Annotated in this window: 19 protein-coding genes; 10 read left to right on the top strand and 9 right to left on the bottom strand. The window is 74.2% G+C overall.

Going from position 1 to position 19,254, the window contains the following annotated elements; all coding sequences use genetic code 11:
• Positions 1-68: 68 nt before the first annotated feature.
• The 5 genes from BLU95_RS09225 (at position 69) to BLU95_RS09205 (ending at position 5,868) form a co-directional block, all read left to right on the top strand.
• On the top strand, positions 69-848 hold the full coding sequence (locus BLU95_RS09225; protein ID WP_093859573.1) for an IclR family transcriptional regulator: 780 nt from the start codon (positions 69-71) through the stop codon (positions 846-848).
• Positions 849-1,039: 191 nt separating this feature from the next.
• Entirely contained in the window at positions 1,040-1,954 is a 915-nt protein-coding gene (locus BLU95_RS09220; protein ID WP_093859572.1) for a metal-dependent hydrolase, read from the top strand.
• A gap of 148 nt (positions 1,955-2,102) precedes the next feature.
• Positions 2,103-3,200, top strand: coding sequence for a PDR/VanB family oxidoreductase (locus tag BLU95_RS09215; RefSeq protein WP_093859571.1), 1,098 nt, complete (start codon positions 2,103-2,105; stop codon positions 3,198-3,200).
• Positions 3,201-3,232: 32 nt separating this feature from the next.
• Positions 3,233-4,108: a M24 family metallopeptidase gene (locus BLU95_RS09210; RefSeq protein WP_093859570.1), complete on the top strand. Its 876-nt coding sequence runs from the start codon at positions 3,233-3,235 to the stop codon at positions 4,106-4,108.
• A complete protein-coding gene (locus BLU95_RS09205) occupies positions 4,105-5,868 on the top strand; it encodes an SDR family oxidoreductase (protein WP_093859569.1) in 1,764 nt (587 codons plus the stop codon). Before BLU95_RS09210 ends, BLU95_RS09205 begins: the two co-directional genes overlap by 4 nt.
• A 57-nt stretch (positions 5,869-5,925) precedes the next feature.
• On the opposite strand, the gene BLU95_RS09200 is transcribed toward BLU95_RS09205, so the two are convergent.
• Positions 5,926-6,366, bottom strand: a complete 441-nt coding sequence (locus tag BLU95_RS09200; RefSeq protein ID WP_093859568.1) for a PIN domain-containing protein — start codon at positions 6,364-6,366, stop codon at positions 5,926-5,928.
• A complete protein-coding gene (locus BLU95_RS09195) occupies positions 6,363-6,641 on the bottom strand; it encodes a ribbon-helix-helix domain-containing protein (protein ID WP_093859567.1) in 279 nt (92 codons plus the stop codon). The genes BLU95_RS09200 and BLU95_RS09195 overlap by 4 nt, the downstream gene beginning before the upstream one ends.
• A 131-nt stretch (positions 6,642-6,772) precedes the next feature.
• On the opposite strand from BLU95_RS09195, the gene BLU95_RS09190 reads away from it, so the two are divergent.
• Positions 6,773-7,690: an SDR family oxidoreductase gene (locus BLU95_RS09190; RefSeq protein ID WP_093859566.1), complete on the top strand. Its 918-nt coding sequence runs from the start codon at positions 6,773-6,775 to the stop codon at positions 7,688-7,690.
• On the opposite strand, the gene BLU95_RS09185 is transcribed toward BLU95_RS09190, so the two are convergent.
• The gene (locus BLU95_RS09185) at positions 7,681-8,685 is read right to left on the bottom strand and encodes a helix-turn-helix transcriptional regulator (protein ID WP_093859565.1); all 1,005 of its coding nucleotides are present in this window, start codon (positions 8,683-8,685) and stop codon (positions 7,681-7,683) included. The genes BLU95_RS09190 and BLU95_RS09185 overlap by 10 nt on opposite strands.
• Positions 8,686-8,800: 115 nt before the next feature.
• Here BLU95_RS09185 and BLU95_RS09180 point away from each other — a divergent pair, with 115 nt between their 5' ends.
• The 3 genes from BLU95_RS09180 to BLU95_RS09170 all read left to right on the top strand — a co-directional run bounded on the left by BLU95_RS09180 (position 8,801) and on the right by BLU95_RS09170 (position 10,880).
• Entirely contained in the window at positions 8,801-9,013 is a 213-nt protein-coding gene (locus tag BLU95_RS09180) for a cold-shock protein (protein WP_093859564.1), read from the top strand.
• An 84-nt stretch (positions 9,014-9,097) separates the two neighbouring features.
• Complete coding sequence (locus BLU95_RS09175; RefSeq protein WP_093859563.1) at positions 9,098-9,739, top strand: LysE family translocator; 642 nt, start codon at positions 9,098-9,100, stop codon at positions 9,737-9,739.
• A 229-nt stretch (positions 9,740-9,968) separates the two neighbouring features.
• Positions 9,969-10,880, top strand: coding sequence for a hypothetical protein (locus BLU95_RS09170; RefSeq protein WP_093859562.1), 912 nt, complete (start codon positions 9,969-9,971; stop codon positions 10,878-10,880).
• A gap of 214 nt (positions 10,881-11,094) precedes the next feature.
• Here BLU95_RS09170 and BLU95_RS09165 read toward each other — a convergent pair whose 3' ends face one another.
• Positions 11,095-11,388 carry a hypothetical protein gene (locus BLU95_RS09165; protein WP_093859561.1) on the bottom strand — a complete coding sequence of 98 codons (294 nt, stop codon included), beginning with the start codon at positions 11,386-11,388 and terminating at the stop codon, positions 11,095-11,097.
• Positions 11,389-11,606: 218 nt separating this feature from the next.
• On the opposite strand from BLU95_RS09165, the gene BLU95_RS09160 reads away from it, so the two are divergent.
• Positions 11,607-11,903, top strand: coding sequence for a hypothetical protein (locus tag BLU95_RS09160; RefSeq protein ID WP_093859560.1), 297 nt, complete (start codon positions 11,607-11,609; stop codon positions 11,901-11,903).
• 25 nt (positions 11,904-11,928) lie between these two features.
• Here BLU95_RS09160 and BLU95_RS09155 read toward each other — a convergent pair whose 3' ends face one another.
• From BLU95_RS09155 to BLU95_RS09135, 5 genes are all read right to left on the bottom strand, one after another.
• Entirely contained in the window at positions 11,929-13,137 is a 1,209-nt protein-coding gene (locus tag BLU95_RS09155) for an XdhC family protein (protein WP_093859559.1), read from the bottom strand.
• Positions 13,138-13,339: 202 nt separating this feature from the next.
• Positions 13,340-14,836, bottom strand: coding sequence for an NCS2 family permease (locus tag BLU95_RS09150; RefSeq protein WP_093859558.1), 1,497 nt, complete (start codon positions 14,834-14,836; stop codon positions 13,340-13,342).
• 424 nt (positions 14,837-15,260) lie between these two features.
• On the bottom strand, positions 15,261-17,720 hold the full coding sequence (pucD, locus tag BLU95_RS09145) for a xanthine dehydrogenase subunit D (RefSeq protein WP_231978490.1): 2,460 nt from the start codon (positions 17,718-17,720) through the stop codon (positions 15,261-15,263).
• Positions 17,717-18,217: a (2Fe-2S)-binding protein gene (locus tag BLU95_RS09140; protein WP_093859557.1), complete on the bottom strand. Its 501-nt coding sequence runs from the start codon at positions 18,215-18,217 to the stop codon at positions 17,717-17,719. Before BLU95_RS09140 ends, pucD begins: the two co-directional genes overlap by 4 nt.
• The gene (locus tag BLU95_RS09135; RefSeq protein ID WP_093859556.1) at positions 18,214-19,101 is read right to left on the bottom strand and encodes an FAD binding domain-containing protein; all 888 of its coding nucleotides are present in this window, start codon (positions 19,099-19,101) and stop codon (positions 18,214-18,216) included. The genes BLU95_RS09140 and BLU95_RS09135 overlap by 4 nt, the downstream gene beginning before the upstream one ends.
• Between the last annotated feature and the right edge of the window lie 153 nt (positions 19,102-19,254).

Genomic DNA, 19,254 nt, shown 5'->3' with positions numbered 1-19,254 from the left:
GGCGGGCGGTGGATAGGGTGGACCCTACCCGCGGGTCACCTGGCGGGTGGAGATCGGAAGGGGACGACATGTCGACACCAGCCCCGGGCCGTCACGCCCTACCGGAGCAGGGAGCGCCCGGTCCGTTCACCTCGCTGCGACACGCCCTCAGACTGCTGGAGGCGGTCGACCGGCACCCCGGTGGCGCCACCCTGGTGACCCTCGCCCGCGAGACCTCGCTGGGCCTCCCGACGGTCCGCCGGCTCGCCGAGATCCTGGAGGTGGAGGGCTATCTCGACTGCCAGGACGGCGGCTGGGTGATCGGCGGCACCTTCGCCCTGCTGGGCCAGCACAACCGCGAGCAGCTGGTGCGCGCCCGGATGGACCGCAAACTCGACGAGCTGCGCGAGGAACTGGGCGCGGCGGTGTACTTCTCCCGTTATCACGACGGGGAGTTGTCGGTGGTGGCGGTCTCGGCCTCCGACCTGGCGCCGGCGGTGCAGGAGTGGGTGGACTTCCGGGCCACCGCGCACGCCAGCGCGATCGGCAAGTGCCTGCTCGGCCAGCTCGACCACGACGGCCGGCGGGACCACCTGTCCCGCCACCCGGTCGCCCGGCTGACCTCCAGGACGGTCACCGACGCCGACCAGTTGATGCACCGGCTGGAGCGGCAGCCCGCCACCGTACCGGTGCTGGACATCCAGGAGTACGCCGTCGGCACGGTCTGCGCGGCCGTCCCGGTGACCGCCGGCAGCACGGTCGGCTGCCTGGCCACCTCGATGCCGGTCGGCGACGCGCACCGGCTGAAGGCGGCCGCCGAACTGCTGGCCGCCCGCGCCGCGCCGCTGATGCTGGCGATGGCGGTCTGACCCGCCGTACGCCCACGGGACCCCGCTCCGGCGGGGTCTTCGCGTTTCCGTGTTTCCCGGTGGTCCGCCCGGTGCACATCACTTATTAGACTCGATGTCGATAAGCCGTGCCGAAACCCTTGTGGCGCGGGCTACCCGCGAGTACGTTTTGCCGGGTCGAGCCGCCACCCGCAGGTCAGGAGGGCCCTCCCATGCCCAGCACCACCCCCGTCCCCGCCCTCGCCGCGCCCGCCGCCCGAGTGCACGAGAGCCTCGTCCTGGAGCCCCGCGACGTCCGCTTCGACTGGGCCGCGCTGCCGCTGCACTGGATCCCCGACGAGCCGATGGCCACCCACGTCATCAACGTGCTGCACCTGCTGCTCCCCGAGGGCGAGCGCTGGTTCGTGAAGGTGTTCAAGGACGCCCTCCCGCTGATCCGCGACGAGCAGCTCCGCGAGGAGGTCCTCGGATTCATCGGCCAGGAGGCCATCCACGCCGAGGCGCACCAGGAGGTCCTGGACCACCTGCTCGGCCAGGGCCTCGACCCGCGGCCGTACGTCCGGCAGGTCTCCTGGCTGTTCCAGCGCGTCCTCGGCGACAAGCCCGGCCTGAGCCCGGCCCGGCAGCGCGAGAACCTCATCGAACGGGTCGCCTTCGTCGCCGCGATCGAGCACTTCACCGCCTTCCTCGGGAACTGGGCGCTCAACTCCCCGGGCCTGGACCGCGCCCAGGCCGACCCGACGATGCTCGACCTGCTGCGCTGGCACGGCGCCGAGGAGGTCGAGCACCGCAGCGTCGCCTTCGACCTGATGGTCCACCTCGACCCCGGCTACGCCCGCCGGATCCGCGGCATGCTCGTCTCCGGCCCGCTGCTGGTCCACCTCTGGGTGCGCGGCGCCCGGTTCCTGCTGGCGGCCGACCCGACCCTCGACGGGCGGCTCAGGCCCACCTGGCGCGAGACCGGCCGGATCGCCAGGCGCGGCCTGCTGCCCGACCCGGTCCGGTCGATCCGCTCCGGCCTGCGCTACCTGCGGCCCGGCTACCACCCCACCCAGGAGGGCTCCTCCAGCCAGGCCCTCGGCTACCTCGCGACCTCCCCGGCCGCCCGCGCCGCCGCCGGACGGTGACCCCGGGGCGCCGCCCGGCCCTCCGCCGCCCGGCCCTCCGCCGTCCGGCCGGACGCCCTCCGCCCGCCCCGCCCCGATGCCCGCCCCGCCCGAACCACGCGGCCGACGCCCCGCCGCCGGCCGCCACCGGAACCGAGGACCCCGCCGGATGGACCTGAGCACCCCGCCCCCCGACCTCTACGGCCGCCCGCGCGCCGACACCTTCTTCCGCTTCCTCACCGCCTTCGGCGACCGCTACAGCCCCGCCCTCGGCAGCCCGCTGCTGCGGCGCAACCCGCGCCGCCCCCACAGCCGCCCCACCGAGGCCCTGCAACTGGTCGTCACCGCCCGCCGCCCGGTCGCCGCCGACGTCGTCGAACTCACCCTCGCCGACCCCTCCGGCGGCCCGCTGCCCGGCTGGCAGCCCGGCGCCCACCTGCGCCTCACCCTCCCGTCCGGCCGCGAGCGCCACTACTCGCTCTGCGGCGACCCGGCCGACCCGGCCGAACGGTCCGGCTACCGCATCGCCGTCCGCCGCCTGCCCGACGGCGGCGGCGGCTCGACGGAGATCCACGACACCCTCCACCCCGGCACCCGGCTCGCCGCCCGCCGCCCGCGCAACGGCTTCGCCTTCTGCGCCGAACCGGCCGTCCTCTTCCTGGCCGGAGGCATCGGCATCACCCCCCTGCTCCCGATGGTCCGCGAGGCCCGGCGCAACGGTCTGGACTGGCACCTCGTCCACAGCGGCCGCAGCGCCGACACCCTCCCGTTCGCCGCCGAGCTGCGCGAGCTCGACCCGGCCCGGGTCCACCGGCGCACCGACGACGAGCACGGCGGCCCGCCCACCGGCGCCGAACTCCTCGCGCACGCCCCGCGCGGGGCCGCCGTCTACTGCTGCGGCCCGGCCCCGATGCTCACCGCCGTCCAGCGGGCCCTGGACGCCTCGCCCGCCGCCTCCCTGCACTTCGAGCGGTTCGGCGCGGCCCCGGTCACCGACGGCGAGCCGTTCACGGTGCGGCTCGGCGCCGACGGCCCCGAACTGCCCGTCCCCGCCGACCGCTCCGCCCTGGACGTGCTCCGCGACGCCCGCCCCGACCTCCCGTACTCCTGCAAGCAGGGCTTCTGCGGCACCTGCGAGGTCCGGCTGTTGGCCGGTGCCCCCGACCACCGCGACCGCCGCCTCACCCCCGAACGGCGCGCCGACGGCGCCCTGCTGCCCTGCGTCTCCCGCGCCGCCGCGGGCGAGACCCTCGTACTCGACCTCTAGAGCCCGCTCAAGGACCAGAAGGAGCCCCCGCCGTGCCGAGCACTCCCGCCTTCCCGTTCACCGAGCGCGACCTCGACCGCTTCCGGGAGACCCAGCAGCTCGCCTACGACTGCGCCGAGCAGGTCGCCGCCTGGATCGAACCCGGCGTCACCGAGCGCCAGGCGACCGCCCAGCTGCGCCGCCGGCTGGTCGCCGCCGGCGTGCAGGACTTCTTCCACATCCCGTTCGCCTGGTTCGGGGACCGGACGGCGTTCCGCCGGTTCCACACCCCGCTGCAGTTCTTCGCCGGCAACCGCCGCCTCGAGGAGGGCATGCCGTACGTGCTGGACTGCGCCCCCGTCGTGGACGGCTACACCGCCGACATCGGCTACGGCGGCAAGGTCGGCGAGAACCGCGTCTGGGACCGCCTCGCCGCCGACCTGCGGGTCTACCGCGAGCTGATCCTCGCCGAGGTCCGCGCCCGCAAGCCGCTCGCCGAGGTGTACGCGGCCGTCGACGCCCAGATCGAGGCGCACGGCTACGACAACCGCCACCGGGTCTACCCCGGCCGGGTGATCGGGCACCAGGTCACCCGGACGACGGCCCGCGGCCCGGCCGGGGTGAACGTGTTCGGCTTCGGCGTGCGGACCCTCCAGACGCTCGGCCGCGAGCTCATCAGCGAGCGCCTGCACGGCCGTTCCCCGCTCTGGGCGGACGGCCGCTCCTCCCAGCACGCGCCCACGCCCGGCCTGTGGGCGGTCGAGCCGCACATCGGCTTCCGGGAGGTCGGCATCAAGTTCGAGGAACTGCTGGTGGTGACCGAGGACGACGCCTACTGGCTCGACGACGACCTCCCGCACGTCCGCCGTTGGGCCGGTGCCGACACCGCCATCGCCACCACCACCGCCCCCGAGGGAGTCGCCCGATGAGCACCAGTGCCACCAGCGCCACCAGCGCCACCAGCGCCGTCCGCCCCCGCACCGTCCGCTCCGGCGGCCTCCCGCTCGCGGTCTTCGAACAGGGCGACCCGGACGCACCCACCGTGCTGCTGGTCCACGGCTACCCCGACACCCATGCGGTCTGGGACGACGTCGCCGCCGACCTCGCCCGCGACCACCACGTGGTCCGCTACGACGTGCGCGGCGCCGGCGCCTCCGGCGTCCCCGCCGACCGTACCGGCTACCGCCTGGAGCAGCTCGCCGCCGACCTGTTCGCCGTCGCCGACGCCGTCAGCCCGGACCGCCCGGTGCACGTGGTCGCCCACGACTGGGGCTCGCTGCAGTCCTGGGAGGCCGTCACCGCCCCCGGCGCCGAGCGCCGCCTCGCCTCCTACACCACGATGTCCGGCCCCTGCCTCGACCACATGGGCTTCTGGCTGCGCGAGCGCCTGCGCCGCCCCACCCCGCGCCACCTGCGGCAACTGCTCGCCCAGGGCGCCCACTCCTGGTACATCACCGCCTTCCACCTGCCCTTCCTCGCCCCCGGCGTCTGGCGGCTCGGCCTGGCCCGCGCCTGGCCCCGGGTCCTGCGCGACCTGGAGGGCGTCACCCCGCGCGCCGACCACCCGCAGCCCAGCCTGCGGCGCGACGCGGTGCGCGGCATCGAGCTCTACCGCGCCAACATGCGGCCCGCGCTGCGCCACCCGCGCGAGCGTCCCACCGAGGTGCCGGTCCAGCTGATCACCCTCACCGAGGACCACTACGTCGGCACCTACCTCTCCGAGGGCCTGGAGCGCTGGGTGCCCAGGCTGACCCGCCGGACCCTGCGCGCCACCCACTGGTCCGCACTGCTGGAGAAGGGAACCACCGTGGCCGGACTGGTCCGTGAGCACGTCGCCCGCACCGCGGCCGGGGCGCAGGCCGCTCCGGCCGGCACCCCCGACGACGGCCGGCTCGTCGTCGTCACCGGCGGCGGCAGCGGCATCGGCCGGGCCACCGCGCTCGCCTTCGCCGCCGAGGGCGCCCGGGTGGTGGTCTGCGACCTCGACCTCGACGCGGCCCGCCGCACCGCCGAACTCGCCGCCCTGATCGGCCCGCAGGCCCACGCCTACCGGGTCGACGTCAGCGACGGCGCGGCCGTCGACGCCTTCGCCGAACAGGTCGCCGCCGAGCACGGCGTGCCCGACGTGCTCGTCAACAACGCCGGCATCGGCCACTCCGGCACCTTCCTGGAGACCACCGAGAAGGAGTGGCAGCGGGTCCTGGACGTCAACCTCTGGGGCGTCATCCACGGCTGCCGCGCCTTCGGCACCCTGATGACCGACCGGGGCGAGGGCGGACACATCGTCAACCTCTCCTCCGCCGCCGCGTACCTGCCCTCCAAGGCCCTCACCGCCTACGCCACCAGCAAGGCCGCGGTCTTCATGCTCTCGGACTGCCTGCGCGCCGAACTCGCCGGCCACGGCATCGGCGTCTCCACCGTCTGCCCGGGCCTGGTCAACACCAACATCACCCGGACCTCCACCTTCTCCGCCACCACCGCCGACGAACAGGCCGCCAAGCAGGCCCGCGCCGCCCGTCTCTACGCCCGCCGCGGCTTCCCGCCGGAGAAGGTCGCCACCGCGATCCTCGCCGCCGTCCGCACCGGCCGCCCCGTCGTCCCCGTCACCCCCGAGGCCAAGGCCGCCCGTTTCCTCAGCCGCCTCGCCCCCGGCCTCCTCCGCCTGGCGGCCCGCCTGAACGTCACCTGAGCAGAGCCGCCGATGCCCGGGGCACGGTGACACCGCACCCCGGGCCGGGAAGACGATTCAGAGGTCGAAGGGCAGTACCCGGAAAGCCTTGTGCTCGGCCGTCAGAGGGCGGACCGCTCGAAAGTCACGTTGATCGAGTGTCAGAATCGCGTCCGTGCGGAACTGCGCGGCCAGGGCGATGTTGACGGCGTCCGCGATGTCGAGGCGAAGACCAAGATGCCTGGCTCGAACGGCCTGCGCGGCTTCCAGGATTTCGGCGGTGATCTCGGGCATCACCGCCCGTCCGGACCTGACCCGGTGCAGGATGTCGTTCACCGCGTCGACAGCCGCGTCGAATCCCAGGATCCGCCGGGCCAGGTGGTCGAGTTCGCTCAGCAGCACAGGGGAGACCACCAGGAGGCCCGAGCGGTCCAGGACCTCCCGTGCTGCGGGTCCGGCCGAGTGGTCCTCGTCGAGGGCCGCGAGCAGGCCGGAGGTGTCCGCCACCACGACGATCACGCGGCGCCCTGCTCTCGTTCGGGCGAGACGTCGGCCTGCTTCGTCCTCTCGTAGGCCGCTGCCTTGTCGGCCCAGACGTCGTCCGCGGTCGCTTCGCCGATCGGCTTGTAGGTCCGACTGAAGAACGGTTCGTCCCAGGTGCGCCGGGACATGGCCGCGAGGTGGATCCCTTCCCGGATGATCTCCGCTTCCGCTATCCCTTCTCTGGCCGCCGCCTCTTTGATCACGGCGAGATCCTCGGCTTCGACGTAGACAGTGGTGCGCTTGAGAGTCATATGGGTATGGTACCGCCGCCATACGTCTGTCCGTGGTTCCTGTCCGGAATCCCGACAGGAGGTGTCGGGATTCCCGGGAAGCATCACCGGTGACGGGTGGAGACACCGTGGCACGTGAGGAAGGGCGAGACATGACCGAGCAGCCGCTGAAGGGCAAGGTCGCACTGGTGGCCGGAGCCACCCGGGGCGCCGGGCGGGGCATCGCGGTGGCGCTGGGCGCCGCCGGGGCGACGGTCTACGGGACGGGGCGCAGCGCCGAGGGCCACCGGGGGGAGTACGGGCGGCCGGAGACCCTGGAGGAGACGGCCGAGCTGGTCACGGCCGCCGGTGGTCACGGCATCGCGGTGCGCGCCGACCACCTGGTCCCGGCCGACGTCGCGGCCGTGGCCGCCCGGATCGAGGCCGAACAGGGCGGCCTGGACATCCTGGTGAACGACATCTGGGGCGGCGAGGAGCTGTTCGGCTGGAACGTCCCGGTCTGGGAGCACGACCTCGACAAGGGACTGCGGCTGCTGCGCCTCGCCGTCGAGACGCACGCCGTCACCAGCCACCACCTGCTGCCGTTGCTGCTGCGCCGCCCCGGCGGGCTGGTGGTCGAGATGACCGACGGCACCGCCGAGTACAACGCGACCCGGTACCGGAACTCCTTCTTCTACGACATCGCCAAGGCGTCCGTGCTGCGGATGGCCTTCGCGCTCGGGCACGAGCTGGGCCCGCGCGGGGCGACGGCGGTGGCGCTCACCCCGGGCTGGATGCGCTCGGAGATGATGCTGGAGCACTTCGGCGTCACCGAGGCGACGTGGCGGGAGGCGACGGCGGCGGAACCGCAGTTCGGCATCTCGGAGTCCCCGGCGTACGTGGGCCGCGCGGTGGTCGCGCTGGCCACCGATCCCGACCGGGCGCGGCGCAACGGCACCTCGCTGTCCAGCGGCGGCCTGGCCCTGGAGTACGGCTTCACCGACCTGGACGGGAGCCGGCCGGACGCCTGGCGCTACCTGGTGGACATCGAGGGCGCGGACGGCCCGGTGGACCCGGCCGGCTACCGCTGAGGCCGGCCGGCGGGCGGAGCGCCGTACAGGGCGGCGGCGCGCGCCGCCGCCTCCGCGAACCGCTGCCGCAGGCCCGGCGGTTCCAGCACCTCGGCCTCGGGACCGAGCCGCAGGATCTCCTCGTAGCCGACCTCCAGCGACTCCACCGGCAGCCGGACGGTCACCCGGCCCTCGCCGTCCGGCGGTCCGGCGCTCGCCAGCGCCTCCCGGGCGGCGACCGGTTCGAGCAGGTGCGGCAGCCGCTCCAGGCCGAGCGCGCTGAGCCGTACGGTCACCGTCTCCCGCAGCAGCGAGCGGGCGAAGTCCTCGGCCCGGGCCTCCCAGAACGCGGCCAGGTCGAACGCCTCGTCGGCCGGGCCGGGGGCGGACGCCCGCCCCGAGGGTTCGGCGGCGACCAGCCGGTCCACCCGGTACACCCGGTGCTCGGCACCGTCCTCCTCCGGTCGGGCGACCAGGTACCAGGTGCCCGCCTTCAGCACCAGCCCGGCGGGCCGCAGCAGCCGCTCGACCGGGCCGGCGTCCGGCCGCCGCCGGTAGTCCACCCGCAGCAGCAGCCCGCCCCACACGGCGCGCGAGACCTCGGCCAGCAGCGGCGGCGCGGGCGCGTCGCGGAACCAGCCGGGCGCGTCCAGGTGGAACCGCCGCGCCCCGGCCGACGGCGCCCCGCCCAGTTCGCCGGCCACCTTCAGCCGGGCGGCGAGCGCCGGATCGGCGAGGCCCATGTCCTGGAGCGGCCCGGGCAGTCCGGCCAGCAGCAGGACCTCGGCCTCGGCCCGGTCCAGCCCGGTCAGCCGGGTGCGGTAGCCGTCGAGCAGCCGGTAGCCGCCGGCCCGCCCCCGGTCGGCGTACACCGGGACCCCGGCCTCGGCCAGCGCCAGCACGTCGCGCTGCACGGTGCGCTCGGAGACCTCCAGCTCGGCGGCGAGTTCCGCGCCGGTCATGCTGCGGCGGGCCTGCAGCAGCAGGAGCAGGGAGATCGCGCGGGCCGTCCGCATCCGTCGCCGTCCTTCCGTCCGGGCCGGGGCGTGCGCCCGGCGGGTTCTGCACCGATCATGGATGGCGAGGGGGAGGCCGCGGCCGCGTGCCGACAACGGACCCGAGGAGACCCCGATGGCCACCGGTATCGTGCAGTCCTACCAGGCCGACCATGGGTACGGCCTGATCACCCCCGACGACGACGGCCCGGCGCTGTACGTGTACTACGACTCGATCGTGGCGGCGGACGGCGGCGACCGGACGCTGGTCGAGGGGCAGCGGGTGGAGTTCGACCCGACCGAGCAGGAGGGCCGCCGGGTGGCGGAGCGGGTGCGCCGTCCGTCCTGACCGTGCCCACTGACCGCCCGGTGCCGCGGGCGGTCGCAGATCTCCTCGCGGCCGGGCCGCCCGCCCCCCGTACGATCGTGGGCCATGGAGATGACGACCGCCCTGTGGTCCTTCGCCCTCGTGGTGGGCCTGCTGACGCTCACCCCGGGCCTGGACACCGCCCTGATCCTGCGCACCTCGGCGCTCGGCCACCGGCGGCAGGCCTGGGGCGTGGTGCTCGGCATCCAGACCGGCACCCTGCTGTGGGGAGCGCTCACCTCGGCCGGTGTGACGGCACTGCTCACCGCCTCGCAGCTGGGCTACGAGATCCTGCGCTGGGCCGGCGCCGCGTACCTGGTGTGGATGGGCGTGGGGATGCTCCGCTCCCGCGCCCGTTCGGAGCCCGCGGACGACACCCCGGCGGACACCCCCGCGGACACCCCGGCCGGCGGTCTCACCGCGGGCTGGCAGCGCGGCCTGCTGACCAATCTGCTCAACCCCAAGGTGGGCGTCTTCTACGTGGCGGTGCTGCCGCAGTTCATCCCGGCGGGCGCCCCGCACTTCGCCGCCGGTGTAGCGCTGACCTGCGTGCACGTGGTCGAGGGCCTGCTCTGGTCGACGGTCCTGGTGGGCTTCGCCCGGGCCCTGCGCGGCTGGCTGCGCCGCCCGGCCGCGCGCCGGGCGATGGACCGGGTGACGGGCCTGGCCGTGGTCGGCTTCGGTGTGAGGCTCGCGGTCTCCGACTAGCCGGGTTCCGTCCGGCCGATCGTGCGACCGGGACACGGGAACGTCCGCTCCAGCAGGTCCGGGCCGAAGCGGTCGCGGCCGGCGCCCGGGGCCGATCCGCCGCCGGCCCCGGGCCCTGAAGGGGGCCGGGGCCCGGGGAACACCGGGGCGGGGACGCAGCTCGAGCACGCCCGAGCGGTCGGTGAGCCGCTCCCGGTAGTCTCTGGCGGTCGCACTTCTCGGGGGGATCGTGCTGGTCGTCATTGCCTTCCTGTTGGGCTGTCTGCTCACCGCGCTCGTGCTGCGCGCGCCCGCCCGGCGGGCGGCCACGGCGGCCGAGGTGTCCGCCCGCGCCGCCGCACGCTCGGCCGCCGACGCCGACGCCGCCGACGCCGCTGACGCTGCCGCCGACGCCGCCGACGCCGCCTCAACGGCCGCGGCGCTCCGGGCCGGTGGCCCGTCGGCCGCCACGCCGCGGCCGGAGCCCTCACGGCCGAAACACCAGCGGTCCGCGCGGAGCACCGCGCCGCGGGACGCCGTGCCGGTTCCCGGGGGGAAGCCCAGTGCCGGGCCCTTCTCCGGCGCGCAGGACGGCGCCGAGGAGACCGAGGAGCGGTTCAGGGTCGCCCTGCCCGTGCCCGGCGCCGCCGCCGTCGCCGAGCTCACGGTGCGGCTCTCCGAACGGGCCTTCCTCTCCATCTCGCCGCTCACCAGCACCGCCGAGCGCACGCGGACCCACGACCGGCTCACCGGCGGCTGGGCCGTCTCCCACCGCTCCCTGGGCCTGATCACCGCCGACGTGACCCACCTGCGGGTCAACGGCCGTGGCGGCCCCCGGGAGTGGACCGTGCGGCTGCTGCCCCCGTCGGAGGTCGAGAGCCTGCCGCCGACCTGCTCGGGCCGGGGCAGCACCGTCTTCGCCGTCCGGGACCATGCGCCGGCCGAACTGGTCGCGGAGGTCGCCTCCGACGACTGGTCGGTCTCCTTCGCCTGCGGCTGCTGGGCCACCGGGCCCTGCGACTGCCCGGTGCCGTCGGCCTGGTCCGGCTACCCGGACCGCACGATCACCACCGGCGCCGCCACCGGTCGGCCGGCGAACGTCCTCGCCGTCCCGCGCCCCGGCCTCGTCGTGGTCGGGGTCGCCGCCGAGACCGACAGCTGACACCTGCGCCTGCGGGCCGCCGGACCCGCGAAGGAATGAGCACCGGCCCGGGCCGCCGTCGGCCGGTCGGCCACCCGGTTGCGGAGCGTGCCCGCAGATCGCACGGTGGAACGGGCCTTGTGCGAAGTACCTTCCCGCGCCCGTCCCTCCGGTGGTCGTGGGCGGTCGCTGAGCGCACGACGGCCCGGCCGGCGCGGCCGCACCGGGAGTGCGCTCAGCGGCCCACGCGGCCGAGGCCCTCGCGGAGGTCGTCCGGGGTCATGCAGATGTGCATGTCGATGTGGGCGTTGAACTCCAGCCAGAACGGCTCGCAGATCGCGACCACGGCGGCCTCGTCGGCGACGTCGACGACCACGATCTGGCAGCGCCGCCCGTTGCGCGGGAAGGCGTAGGCCGCCTCGGGCTTCAGGTCGGCCATGATCTGGTTGAACCTCGCCATGATGGCGCCGTCCGCGACGGCCCGGTTGGCCGTCTGGGTGTCGAGTTCGATCTCCAGCAGCGCGCGCATGGCGGTGCCCCTTCCCGGGCGCGGACGAGGGCCCGGACGAGTCCTCGGTTCCAGCGTGCTCCGCTCCCGGGGGGCTCGCAATTCACCCGGTCGGCGGTACCGGGTGGCCGTCCGGGCGGTTCGGGGGCTGCACTGGGAGGCGGCCGGGCGGTGAGCGGACGCCGCCCCGGAGCGAGGCAGCGCAGGACACGCGGGCAGCGCAGGACAGGAGTCTCCCGATGGCGGTCATCGTGGTGTTCGAGCTTCCCGGGGTCAGCCGGGAGCAGTACGAGGAGTCGGTGGACCGGCTGACCGGCGGTTCCGGGCTGAACCGGCCCGAGGACTGGCCGGTGCGCGGGCTGCTGACGCACGCGGCCGGCCCGCTGCCGGACGGCGCGGGCTGGTACGTGACCGATGTCTGGGAGTCCCGGGAGGCCTTCGAGCACTTCGCGGCGGTGCTGCTGCCGATCCTCCGCGAGGTGGGGATCGCGGGCGGCCCGCCGCTGATCTGCGAGGCCCACAACGTGGTGCGCTGACCGCCCCGCGTGCTCCGGAACGGTTTCAGGCGGCGTGCGGCGCGAGGTCCCGGCGGTCCGCCGTCTTCCCGTTGCCCTCGGCCGCCGCCCGGTCCTGCGCCAGGTCGTGGTGGATCGGCCCGGTACCGGCGCTCAGCGGCAGGCAGCTGCCGCCGCGCCGGTGGGCGACGATCTCGGCGGCGACGGAGACGGCCGTCTCCTCGGGGGTGCGGGCGCCGAGGTCGAGGCCGATGGGCGAGCGCAGCCGCCCGATCTCGGCATCGGTCAGTCCGGCCGCGCGCAGTCCGGCCTCGCGCTCGCGGTGGGTGCGGCGCGAGCCCATCGCGCCGACGTAGCCGACCGGCAGCCGCAGCGCGCGCTCCAGCAGCGGGAGGTCGAACTTGGCGTCGTGGGTGAGCACGCAGAGCACGGTCCGGCCGTCCAGCCGGTCCAGCTGGGTGTCCAGGTAGCGGTGCGGCCAGTCGACGACCACCCGGTCGGCCTCGGGGAAGCGCCGTTCGGTGGCGAAGACGGGCCGGGCGTCGCAGACGGTGACGTCGTAGCCGAGGAACTTGCCGATCCGCACCACCGCGGCGGCGAAGTCGATCGCGCCGAACACCAGCATCCGCGGCGCGGGCACGTACGACTCCACGAAGAGGGTGACGGTGCCCTGCCCGTGCTCGTCGCAGGGGCGTCCGTCCAGGCCGAGGACGAGCCGGCCGGTGCGGCCGGCGTCGAGCATGGCCCGGGCCTCGGCGACGACGGAGCGCTCCAGCGGGGCGGCCACGGAGGGTGCGGGGGAGAGCAGGCCGTGGTGGGTGTCGGCGGTGACGGCGACGGTGGCGCCGAGCAGTCCGGCCGGTCCGGCGACCACCCGGGCCAGTGCCACCGGGGTGCCGTCGGCGATCAGCGCGATACCGGCGTCGAGGGCCGGGTCGGCCCCGGGACGCACCGGCTGGACGAAGACGTCCAGCACCCCGCCGCAGGTCAGGCCGACGGCGAAGGCGTCCTCGTCGCTGTAGCCGAAGCGTTCGAGCACGGGCTCGCCGGACTCGATCGCGGCCCGGCACAGCTCGTAGACGGCACCCTCGACGCAGCCGCCGGAGACGCTGCCGATCGCCTCGCCGTCCGCGTCGACGGCGAGCGCGGCGCCCGGGTCGCGCGGAGCGCTGCCGGTGACCCCGACGACGGTGGCCACGGCGAAGGAGCGGCCGGACGTGTGCCAGGCCAGCAGCTGCTCGGCGATGTCCTGCATGACGGAAGCTCCTTTGCGCTTTCGAGGGTAGTCAATCGGGTGCGGTGGGGCCGGACGGGACGGGCGGGCCGAGCAGGGTCGGAGGGGCCGTACGGGACGGGCAGGCCGGGCGGGACGGGCGGGACGGGCGGTCCCGCCGCCGTACGGGAGAACGATCCCGTACGGCGGCGGGTACTCCGGGAGCGGGCCCGGCGCGGTCCGGTCAGTGCACGCCGAGCCAGGACTTGACCGGGCCGAGCGCGAAGTAGACGACGAACACGCCGGTGAGGATCCACATCAGCGCCCCGGGCTCGCGCCACCGCCCCCGGCCGGCCTTGATCACCGTGTAGGAGATCACGCCGGCCGCGACACCGGCGGTGATGCTGTAGGTGAAGGGCATCAGCGTGCAGGTGAGGAAGGCCGGGATGGCCACCTCGCGGTCGGACCAGTCGATGTGCCGGGCCTGACTCATCATCATCGAGCCGATGACGACCAGCGCCGCCGAGGCCACCTCGACCGGCACGATGGCGGCCAGCGGCGAGAAGAACAGCATCAGGGCGAACAGTGCGCCGGTGACGGTGGAGGCGAGTCCGGTGCGGGCGCCGTCGCCGACGCCGGTCGCGGACTCGACGAACACGGTCTGCCCGGAGGCGCCGGCCAGGCCGCCGACCGCGCCGCCGGCGCCGTCGATGAACAGGGCCTTGGAGAGTCCGGGCATCCGGCCGCGCTTGTCGGCGAGTCCGGCCTCGGTGCCGACGCCGATGATGGTGGCCATCGCGTCGAAGAAGCCGGCCAGGACGAGGGTGAAGACCGCCACCGAGGCGCTGATCGCGCCCAGGCCCTGGCCGCCGAAGGCGCCGAACAGGTCGACGTCGCCGAACAGGCTGAAGTCGGGCGCGGCGACCGGCGAGCCGGGCCAGACCGGTGCGGAGTTGCGCCAGGCGTCGGCGGGTACGTCGGCCAGCTTGTTGACGATCATCGCGACCACGGTGCCGCCGGCGATGCCGATGAGGATCGCGCCGCGGACGTTGCGGGCCATCAGCACGAAGATGGCGAGCAGGGTGAGGCAGAAGATCAGGACCGGCCAGCCGGCGAGTTCACCGGCCGGGCCGAGCGAGAGCGGGGTGGGTCCGCCGGTGTGCATGACGCCGGCCTTGAAGAGGCCGATCACGGTGACGAACAGGCCGATGCCGATGGTGATGGCGTGCTTGAGCGGCAGGGGTATGCCGTTCATGATCTTCTCGCGCAGGCCGGACACCACCAGCAGCACGATCAGCAGGCCGTAGATGACGCACAGGCCCATCGCCTGCGGCCAGGTGGTGTGCGGCACCACGAGGGCCGAGACGGCGCCCGAGACGGAGAGGCCGGCGGCGAGGGCGAGCGGCACGTTGCCGACCACGCCCATCAGGATCGTGGTGACGGCCGCCGCGAGCGCGGTGGCGGTGGTGAGCGCCGCGTGGTCCAGCTTGACGCCGGTGACGTCGGCGCCGCTGAGGATCAGCGGGTTCAGCAGGATGATGTACGCCATCGCCATGAAGGTGGTGAGACCACCCCGGAGTTCGTTGGCGAGGGTCGAGCCCCGGGCGGAGATCTTGAAGTAGGCGTCCAGCGCGTTCCTGGGCGCGGCCGGGGGCGACGTGGGGGTGTCGTTCCCGGTGGCCTCGACGGCCTCGGTGGGTCTGTCTGCAGTGGTGCCGGGCTCCGTGGGGATCCTGGTCATGTCCACTCCCAAGTGTCAAAGGGGGTTGGGGTGGGCGAGCCGACCTGGCAGCCAGGCGACGAAGGCGTGGCACAGGGGGACGATTCGACTCACGTTGCACGGGTGGTTCGGGCCGGCGCCCGGCCCCGGCGTGGGCGGGCGGCGGTCCTGGTGCGGTGGCAGTGCGGTGGCGCCGCGGGTGGCAGTGCCGTGGTGGTGCCGGGAAGTGCCGTGCAGATCGTGCGGGCCGTGCGGGTCGCGCACCGTACGGGTGGTACGGGGTGCGCGGGTCGTGCGGGTCGTGCGGGTCGTGCGGGTCGTGCGAGTGGTGCTGGTCGTGCGGGTCGTGCGGGCCGTGCTGGTGGTGCTCGGCCCCGGGGCGGCGGGGAAGACCGGACGCCGCCCCGGGGAGTCGTGGGGGTGTGGGGTGTGGGGGCGGTGCGGGTTACAGCTCCCCGGGCCGTTCGGTGGTCAGGTGCTCGGGCCGGACCGGGATCCGGCGCAGCGCCAGACCGGTGGCGTTGCGGATGGCGGCCACGATGGACGGCGTCGCCGAGACGGTCGGCGCCTCGCCCACCCCGCGCAGCCCGTACGGCGCGTGCGGGTCGGGGAGTTCGAGGATCTCCACCGGGATCGGCGGGGTGTCCAGGATGGTGGGGATGAGGTAGTCGGTGAAGGACGCGTTGCGCACCTTGCCGTCCCGCACGATGATCTCCTCCATCACCGCCAGCCCGAGCGCCTGGGTGCAGCCGCCCTGGATCTGGCCCACCACCGAGAGCGGGTTGAGCGCCTTGCCGACGTCCTGGACGGCGGTCAGCTCGACCACCTTGACCAGGCCCAGTTCGACGTCCACGTCGACCACCGCGCGGTTGGCGCAGAAGGTGTACTGGACGTGGCCGAAGCCCTGCCCGGTCTCCTTGTCGAACGGGACGGTCGGGCGGTGGTGGTGCTCGCGGGTGAGGTCGATGGCGTCGTCGCCGAGCAGGTCGACCATGGAGACCAGGGCGCCCGCCGACTCGGAGACGACCTTGCCGCCGGACAGGGTGAGGTCCTGCTGGGTCCAGCCGTAGCGGCGCCGGCCCTTCTCGATCAGCTCGCGCTTGACCGCCTCGGCGGCCAGCTTGACCGCGCCGCCCGTCATGTAGGTCTGGCGGGAGGCGGAGGTCGAACCGGCCGAGCCCACCTCGGTGTTGGCGGGGTGGATGGTCACCTGCTCGACGCCCAGCTCGGTCCGCGCGATCTGGGCGTGCACGGTGACGCCGCCCTGGCCGACCTCGGCCATCGCGGTGTGCACCAGCGCGACCGGCTCGCCGCCGATCACCTCCAGCCGCACCCGGGCGGTGGAGTAGTCGTCGAAGCCCTCGGAGAAGCCGACGTTCTTGATGCCGACCGAGTAGCCGACGCCGCGCACGATGCCCTCGCCGTGCGAGGTGTTGGACAGCGCGCCGGGCAGCAGCCGCACGTCCAGGTCGTCGGTGTCGAGCGGCGGCGGCAGCGGCATGTCCTTGACCCGGCGGAGCAGTTCGGCGACCGGCGCGGGCGCGTCGATCTCCTGGCCGGTGGGCATCAGGTCGCCCTGCGTCATGGCGTTGAGCTGACGCAGCTCGACCGGGTCCATGCCCAGTTCGGCGGCCAGCCGGTCCATCTGGGTCTCGTAGCCGAACGCCGCCTGCACCGCGCCGAAGCCGCGCATCGCCCCGCAGGACGGGTTGTTGCTGTAGAGCGCGATCGCGTGCATCCGCACGTTCGGGACGACGTAGGGGCCGTGGCCGAGCGAGGCCGCGTTGCCGACCACGGCGGGCGAGGCGGAGGCGTAGGCGCCGCCGTCCAGCACGATCCGGGCGTCGGCGTAGACCAGCTTGCCGTCCCGGGTGGCGCCGTGCTCGTAGTACATCTTCGCCGGGTGGCGGTGCACATGGCCGAAGAAGGACTCGTCCCGGGAGTAGACGATCTTGACCGGCTTGCCGGTGCGCTGGGCCAGCAGGCAGGCGTGGATCTGCATCGAGAGGTCCTCGCGGCCACCGAAGGCCCCGCCGACACCGGCCAGGGTGAGCCGGACCTTCTCCTCCGGCAGCCCGAGCACCGGCGCCATCTGCTGGCGGTCCACGTGCAGCCACTGGGTGGCGATGTAGAGGTCGATGCCGCCGTCCTCGGCCGGCACCGCGAGCCCGGACTCCGGGCCCAGGAAGGCCTGGTCCTGCATGCCGACCTCGTAGGTGCCGCTGACCACGACGTCGGCCAGGGCCCGTACCTCGTCGGTCACCCCGAGACCGGAGACCAGCTTCTGCTCGTGGCAGATGTTGCCGTACGCGTGCGACTTGTACTCGTGCGGCTCGTGGACGTAGCCGTACGTCTCCGGGTCGAGGCACTGCTCCTCGGTGACGATCGGGGTCAGCACCTCGTACTCGACCTTGATCTTCTTCACCGCGCGGCGGGCGGTCTCCGGGTGGTCGGCGGCCACCAGCGCGATCGACTCGCCGTGGTACCGGATCCTGTCGATCGCCAGCGCGGGCTGGTCGGCGATCTCCAGGCCGTAGTACTTGGCGCCGGGGATGTCCTCGTGGGTGAGCACGGCGTACACACCGGGCACGGTGAGCGCCTCGGAGATGTCCACGGAGAGGATGTTCGCCCGGGGGTGCGGCGAGCGCAGCGCCATGCCCCAGAGCATGTCCTCGTGCCACATGTCGGAGGAGTACGCGAACTCGCCGCGCACCTTCAGCGTGCCGTCCGGGCGCAGCGGCGAGCCGCCGATGCCGTCCTTGCTGGACTGCCGGATGTCCTGGAGGTTCTTCTGGCCCTGGATGGTCCGGGCCTCGTTCCGGACCGCGGTCCGGGCCTCGCTCCTGGCCTCGTTCCCGGCCTCGCTCCGGAGGCCGCCGTCCCGGTCGTTCGTCCGCGCGTTCATTCCGCCACCGCCCCACCGGCGTGGGAGCCGGCGCACTTGCGGGCGGACGCCAGCCGCACCGCGTCCATGATCTTCTCGTAGCCGGTGCACCGGCACAGGTTGCCCGACAGGGCCTCGCGGATGTCCGCGTCGGACGGCTGGGCGTCCTGCGCCAGCAGCGCGTCGGTCTGCACCAGCAGACCGGGCGTGCAGAAGCCGCACTGGACGGCACCCGCGTCCACGAACGCCTGCTGGACCAGGCCCAGCTCGCCGTCCTCGCCGCCGAGCCCCTCGACGGTGCGCACCTCGCGGTCCTGCACCTGGCCGGCCGCGACCAGACAGGAACAGACCGGCACGTCGTCCAGGTAGACGGTGCAGGAACCGCACTCGCCCTGCTCGCAGGCGTTCTTCGAACCGGGCAGGCCGACGCGTTCGCGCAGCACGTAGAGCAGGCTCTCGCCCTCCCACACGTCGTCGGCCTCGACCGGCTTGCCGTTGGCGGTGAACGTGACCCTCATGCCGCGCTCCTGATCTGCTTGCGGTAGTCGTTCCAGGTCCAGGTGAGCGTGCGCCGTGCCATCACGGCGAGCGCGTGCCGCCGGTAGTCGGCGGTGCCCCGGACGTCGTCGATCGGGGAGGCGGCGGCCTTGACCAGCTCGCCGAACCGCTGGATCACCTCGGCCCCCAGCAGCTCCCCGCTCTCCCACAGGCCGCGCTCGGCGAGCACGTCCCGCAGGTACTCCTCGGCCTCCACGGCGCGGCGCGGGGTGGGCGCGGCCGAACCGATGCCGGTGCCGACGGTGCCGGTGCGCGGGTGCAGGGCGAAGCCGAACGCGCAGACCGCGATCACCATCGCGTTGCGGGTGCCGATCTTGGAGAACTGCTGCGGACCGTCGGCGACCGGGATCCGCACGGCGCGGATCAGCTCGTCCGGCTCCAGGCAGTTGCGCTTCACCCCGACGTAGAAGTCGTCGATCGGGATCAGCCGGGTGCCGCGGACCGAGGCCGCCTCGACCAGGACGTCCCGGCCGGCCGCCAGCAGCGCCGGGTGGGAGTCGCCGGCCGGCGAGGCCGCGCCCAGGTTGCCGCCGACGCCGCCGCGGTTGCGGATCTGCGGGGATCCGACGGTGTGGGCGGCCAGCGCGAGGCCGGGCAGCGGGCCGGACAGCTCGTCGATGATCCGGCTGTAGGGGACGGCTGCGCCGAGTCGGACCACCTCGCCGTCGTTCGACCACTCGGTGAGCTCGGTGACGCGGTTCAGGTCGAGAATCGCGGGTGGCCGGTGCACGTCGAAGTTCATCTCGACCATGACGTCCGTACCGCCCGAGACGGGCAGCGCGGCCGGGTGTTCGGCCTTCGCCGCGAGCGCCTCGTCCCAAGTGGCGGGCCGAAGGAACTCCATGCGGGTGTCTCCTCAAGTCGTCGCCGTCCGGACGGGTGGGCACAGTGCCCGGCCCGGTCGCCCGGGCCCCGGTGTTCGCACCGGGACCTCCGCGTCGTCGCCTCCGCGTCGGTTCCCGGTCACCGGGGTGTGTCCGGCGGCGTGTGGCCAGTG

This window comes from Streptomyces sp. TLI_053, assembly GCF_900105395.1.
Taxonomy (GTDB): Bacteria; Actinomycetota; Actinomycetes; order Streptomycetales; family Streptomycetaceae; genus Kitasatospora.
Note: the sequence above shows the minus strand (reverse complement) of the source record. Positions and strands in the feature narration are given on the sequence as shown.

Bases quoted from the DNA above. Each gene is read 5' to 3' on its own strand.
- BLU95_RS09160 (WP_093859560.1), top strand. From the start codon at position 11,607: ATGGCGGTCATCGTGGTGTTCGAGCTTCCCGGGGTCAGCCGGGAGCAG.
- BLU95_RS09225 (WP_093859573.1), top strand. From the start codon at position 69: ATGTCGACACCAGCCCCGGGCCGTCACGCCCTACCGGAGCAGGGAGCG.
- BLU95_RS09185 (WP_093859565.1), bottom strand. From the start codon at position 8,685: ATGCGGACGGCCCGCGCGATCTCCCTGCTCCTGCTGCTGCAGGCCCGC.
- BLU95_RS09150 (WP_093859558.1), bottom strand. From the start codon at position 14,836: ATGACCAGGATCCCCACGGAGCCCGGCACCACTGCAGACAGACCCACC.
- BLU95_RS09140 (WP_093859557.1), bottom strand. From the start codon at position 18,217: ATGAGGGTCACGTTCACCGCCAACGGCAAGCCGGTCGAGGCCGACGAC.
- BLU95_RS09155 (WP_093859559.1), bottom strand. From the start codon at position 13,137: ATGCAGGACATCGCCGAGCAGCTGCTGGCCTGGCACACGTCCGGCCGC.
- BLU95_RS09190 (WP_093859566.1), top strand. From the start codon at position 6,773: ATGACCGAGCAGCCGCTGAAGGGCAAGGTCGCACTGGTGGCCGGAGCC.
- pucD (WP_231978490.1), bottom strand. From the start codon at position 17,720: ATGAACGCGCGGACGAACGACCGGGACGGCGGCCTCCGGAGCGAGGCC.
- BLU95_RS09215 (WP_093859571.1), top strand. From the start codon at position 2,103: ATGGACCTGAGCACCCCGCCCCCCGACCTCTACGGCCGCCCGCGCGCC.
- BLU95_RS09165 (WP_093859561.1), bottom strand. From the start codon at position 11,388: ATGCGCGCGCTGCTGGAGATCGAACTCGACACCCAGACGGCCAACCGG.
- BLU95_RS09205 (WP_093859569.1), top strand. From the start codon at position 4,105: ATGAGCACCAGTGCCACCAGCGCCACCAGCGCCACCAGCGCCGTCCGC.
- BLU95_RS09220 (WP_093859572.1), top strand. From the start codon at position 1,040: ATGCCCAGCACCACCCCCGTCCCCGCCCTCGCCGCGCCCGCCGCCCGA.
- BLU95_RS09180 (WP_093859564.1), top strand. From the start codon at position 8,801: ATGGCCACCGGTATCGTGCAGTCCTACCAGGCCGACCATGGGTACGGC.
- BLU95_RS09195 (WP_093859567.1), bottom strand. From the start codon at position 6,641: ATGACTCTCAAGCGCACCACTGTCTACGTCGAAGCCGAGGATCTCGCC.
- BLU95_RS09135 (WP_093859556.1), bottom strand. From the start codon at position 19,101: ATGGAGTTCCTTCGGCCCGCCACTTGGGACGAGGCGCTCGCGGCGAAG.
- BLU95_RS09175 (WP_093859563.1), top strand. From the start codon at position 9,098: ATGGAGATGACGACCGCCCTGTGGTCCTTCGCCCTCGTGGTGGGCCTG.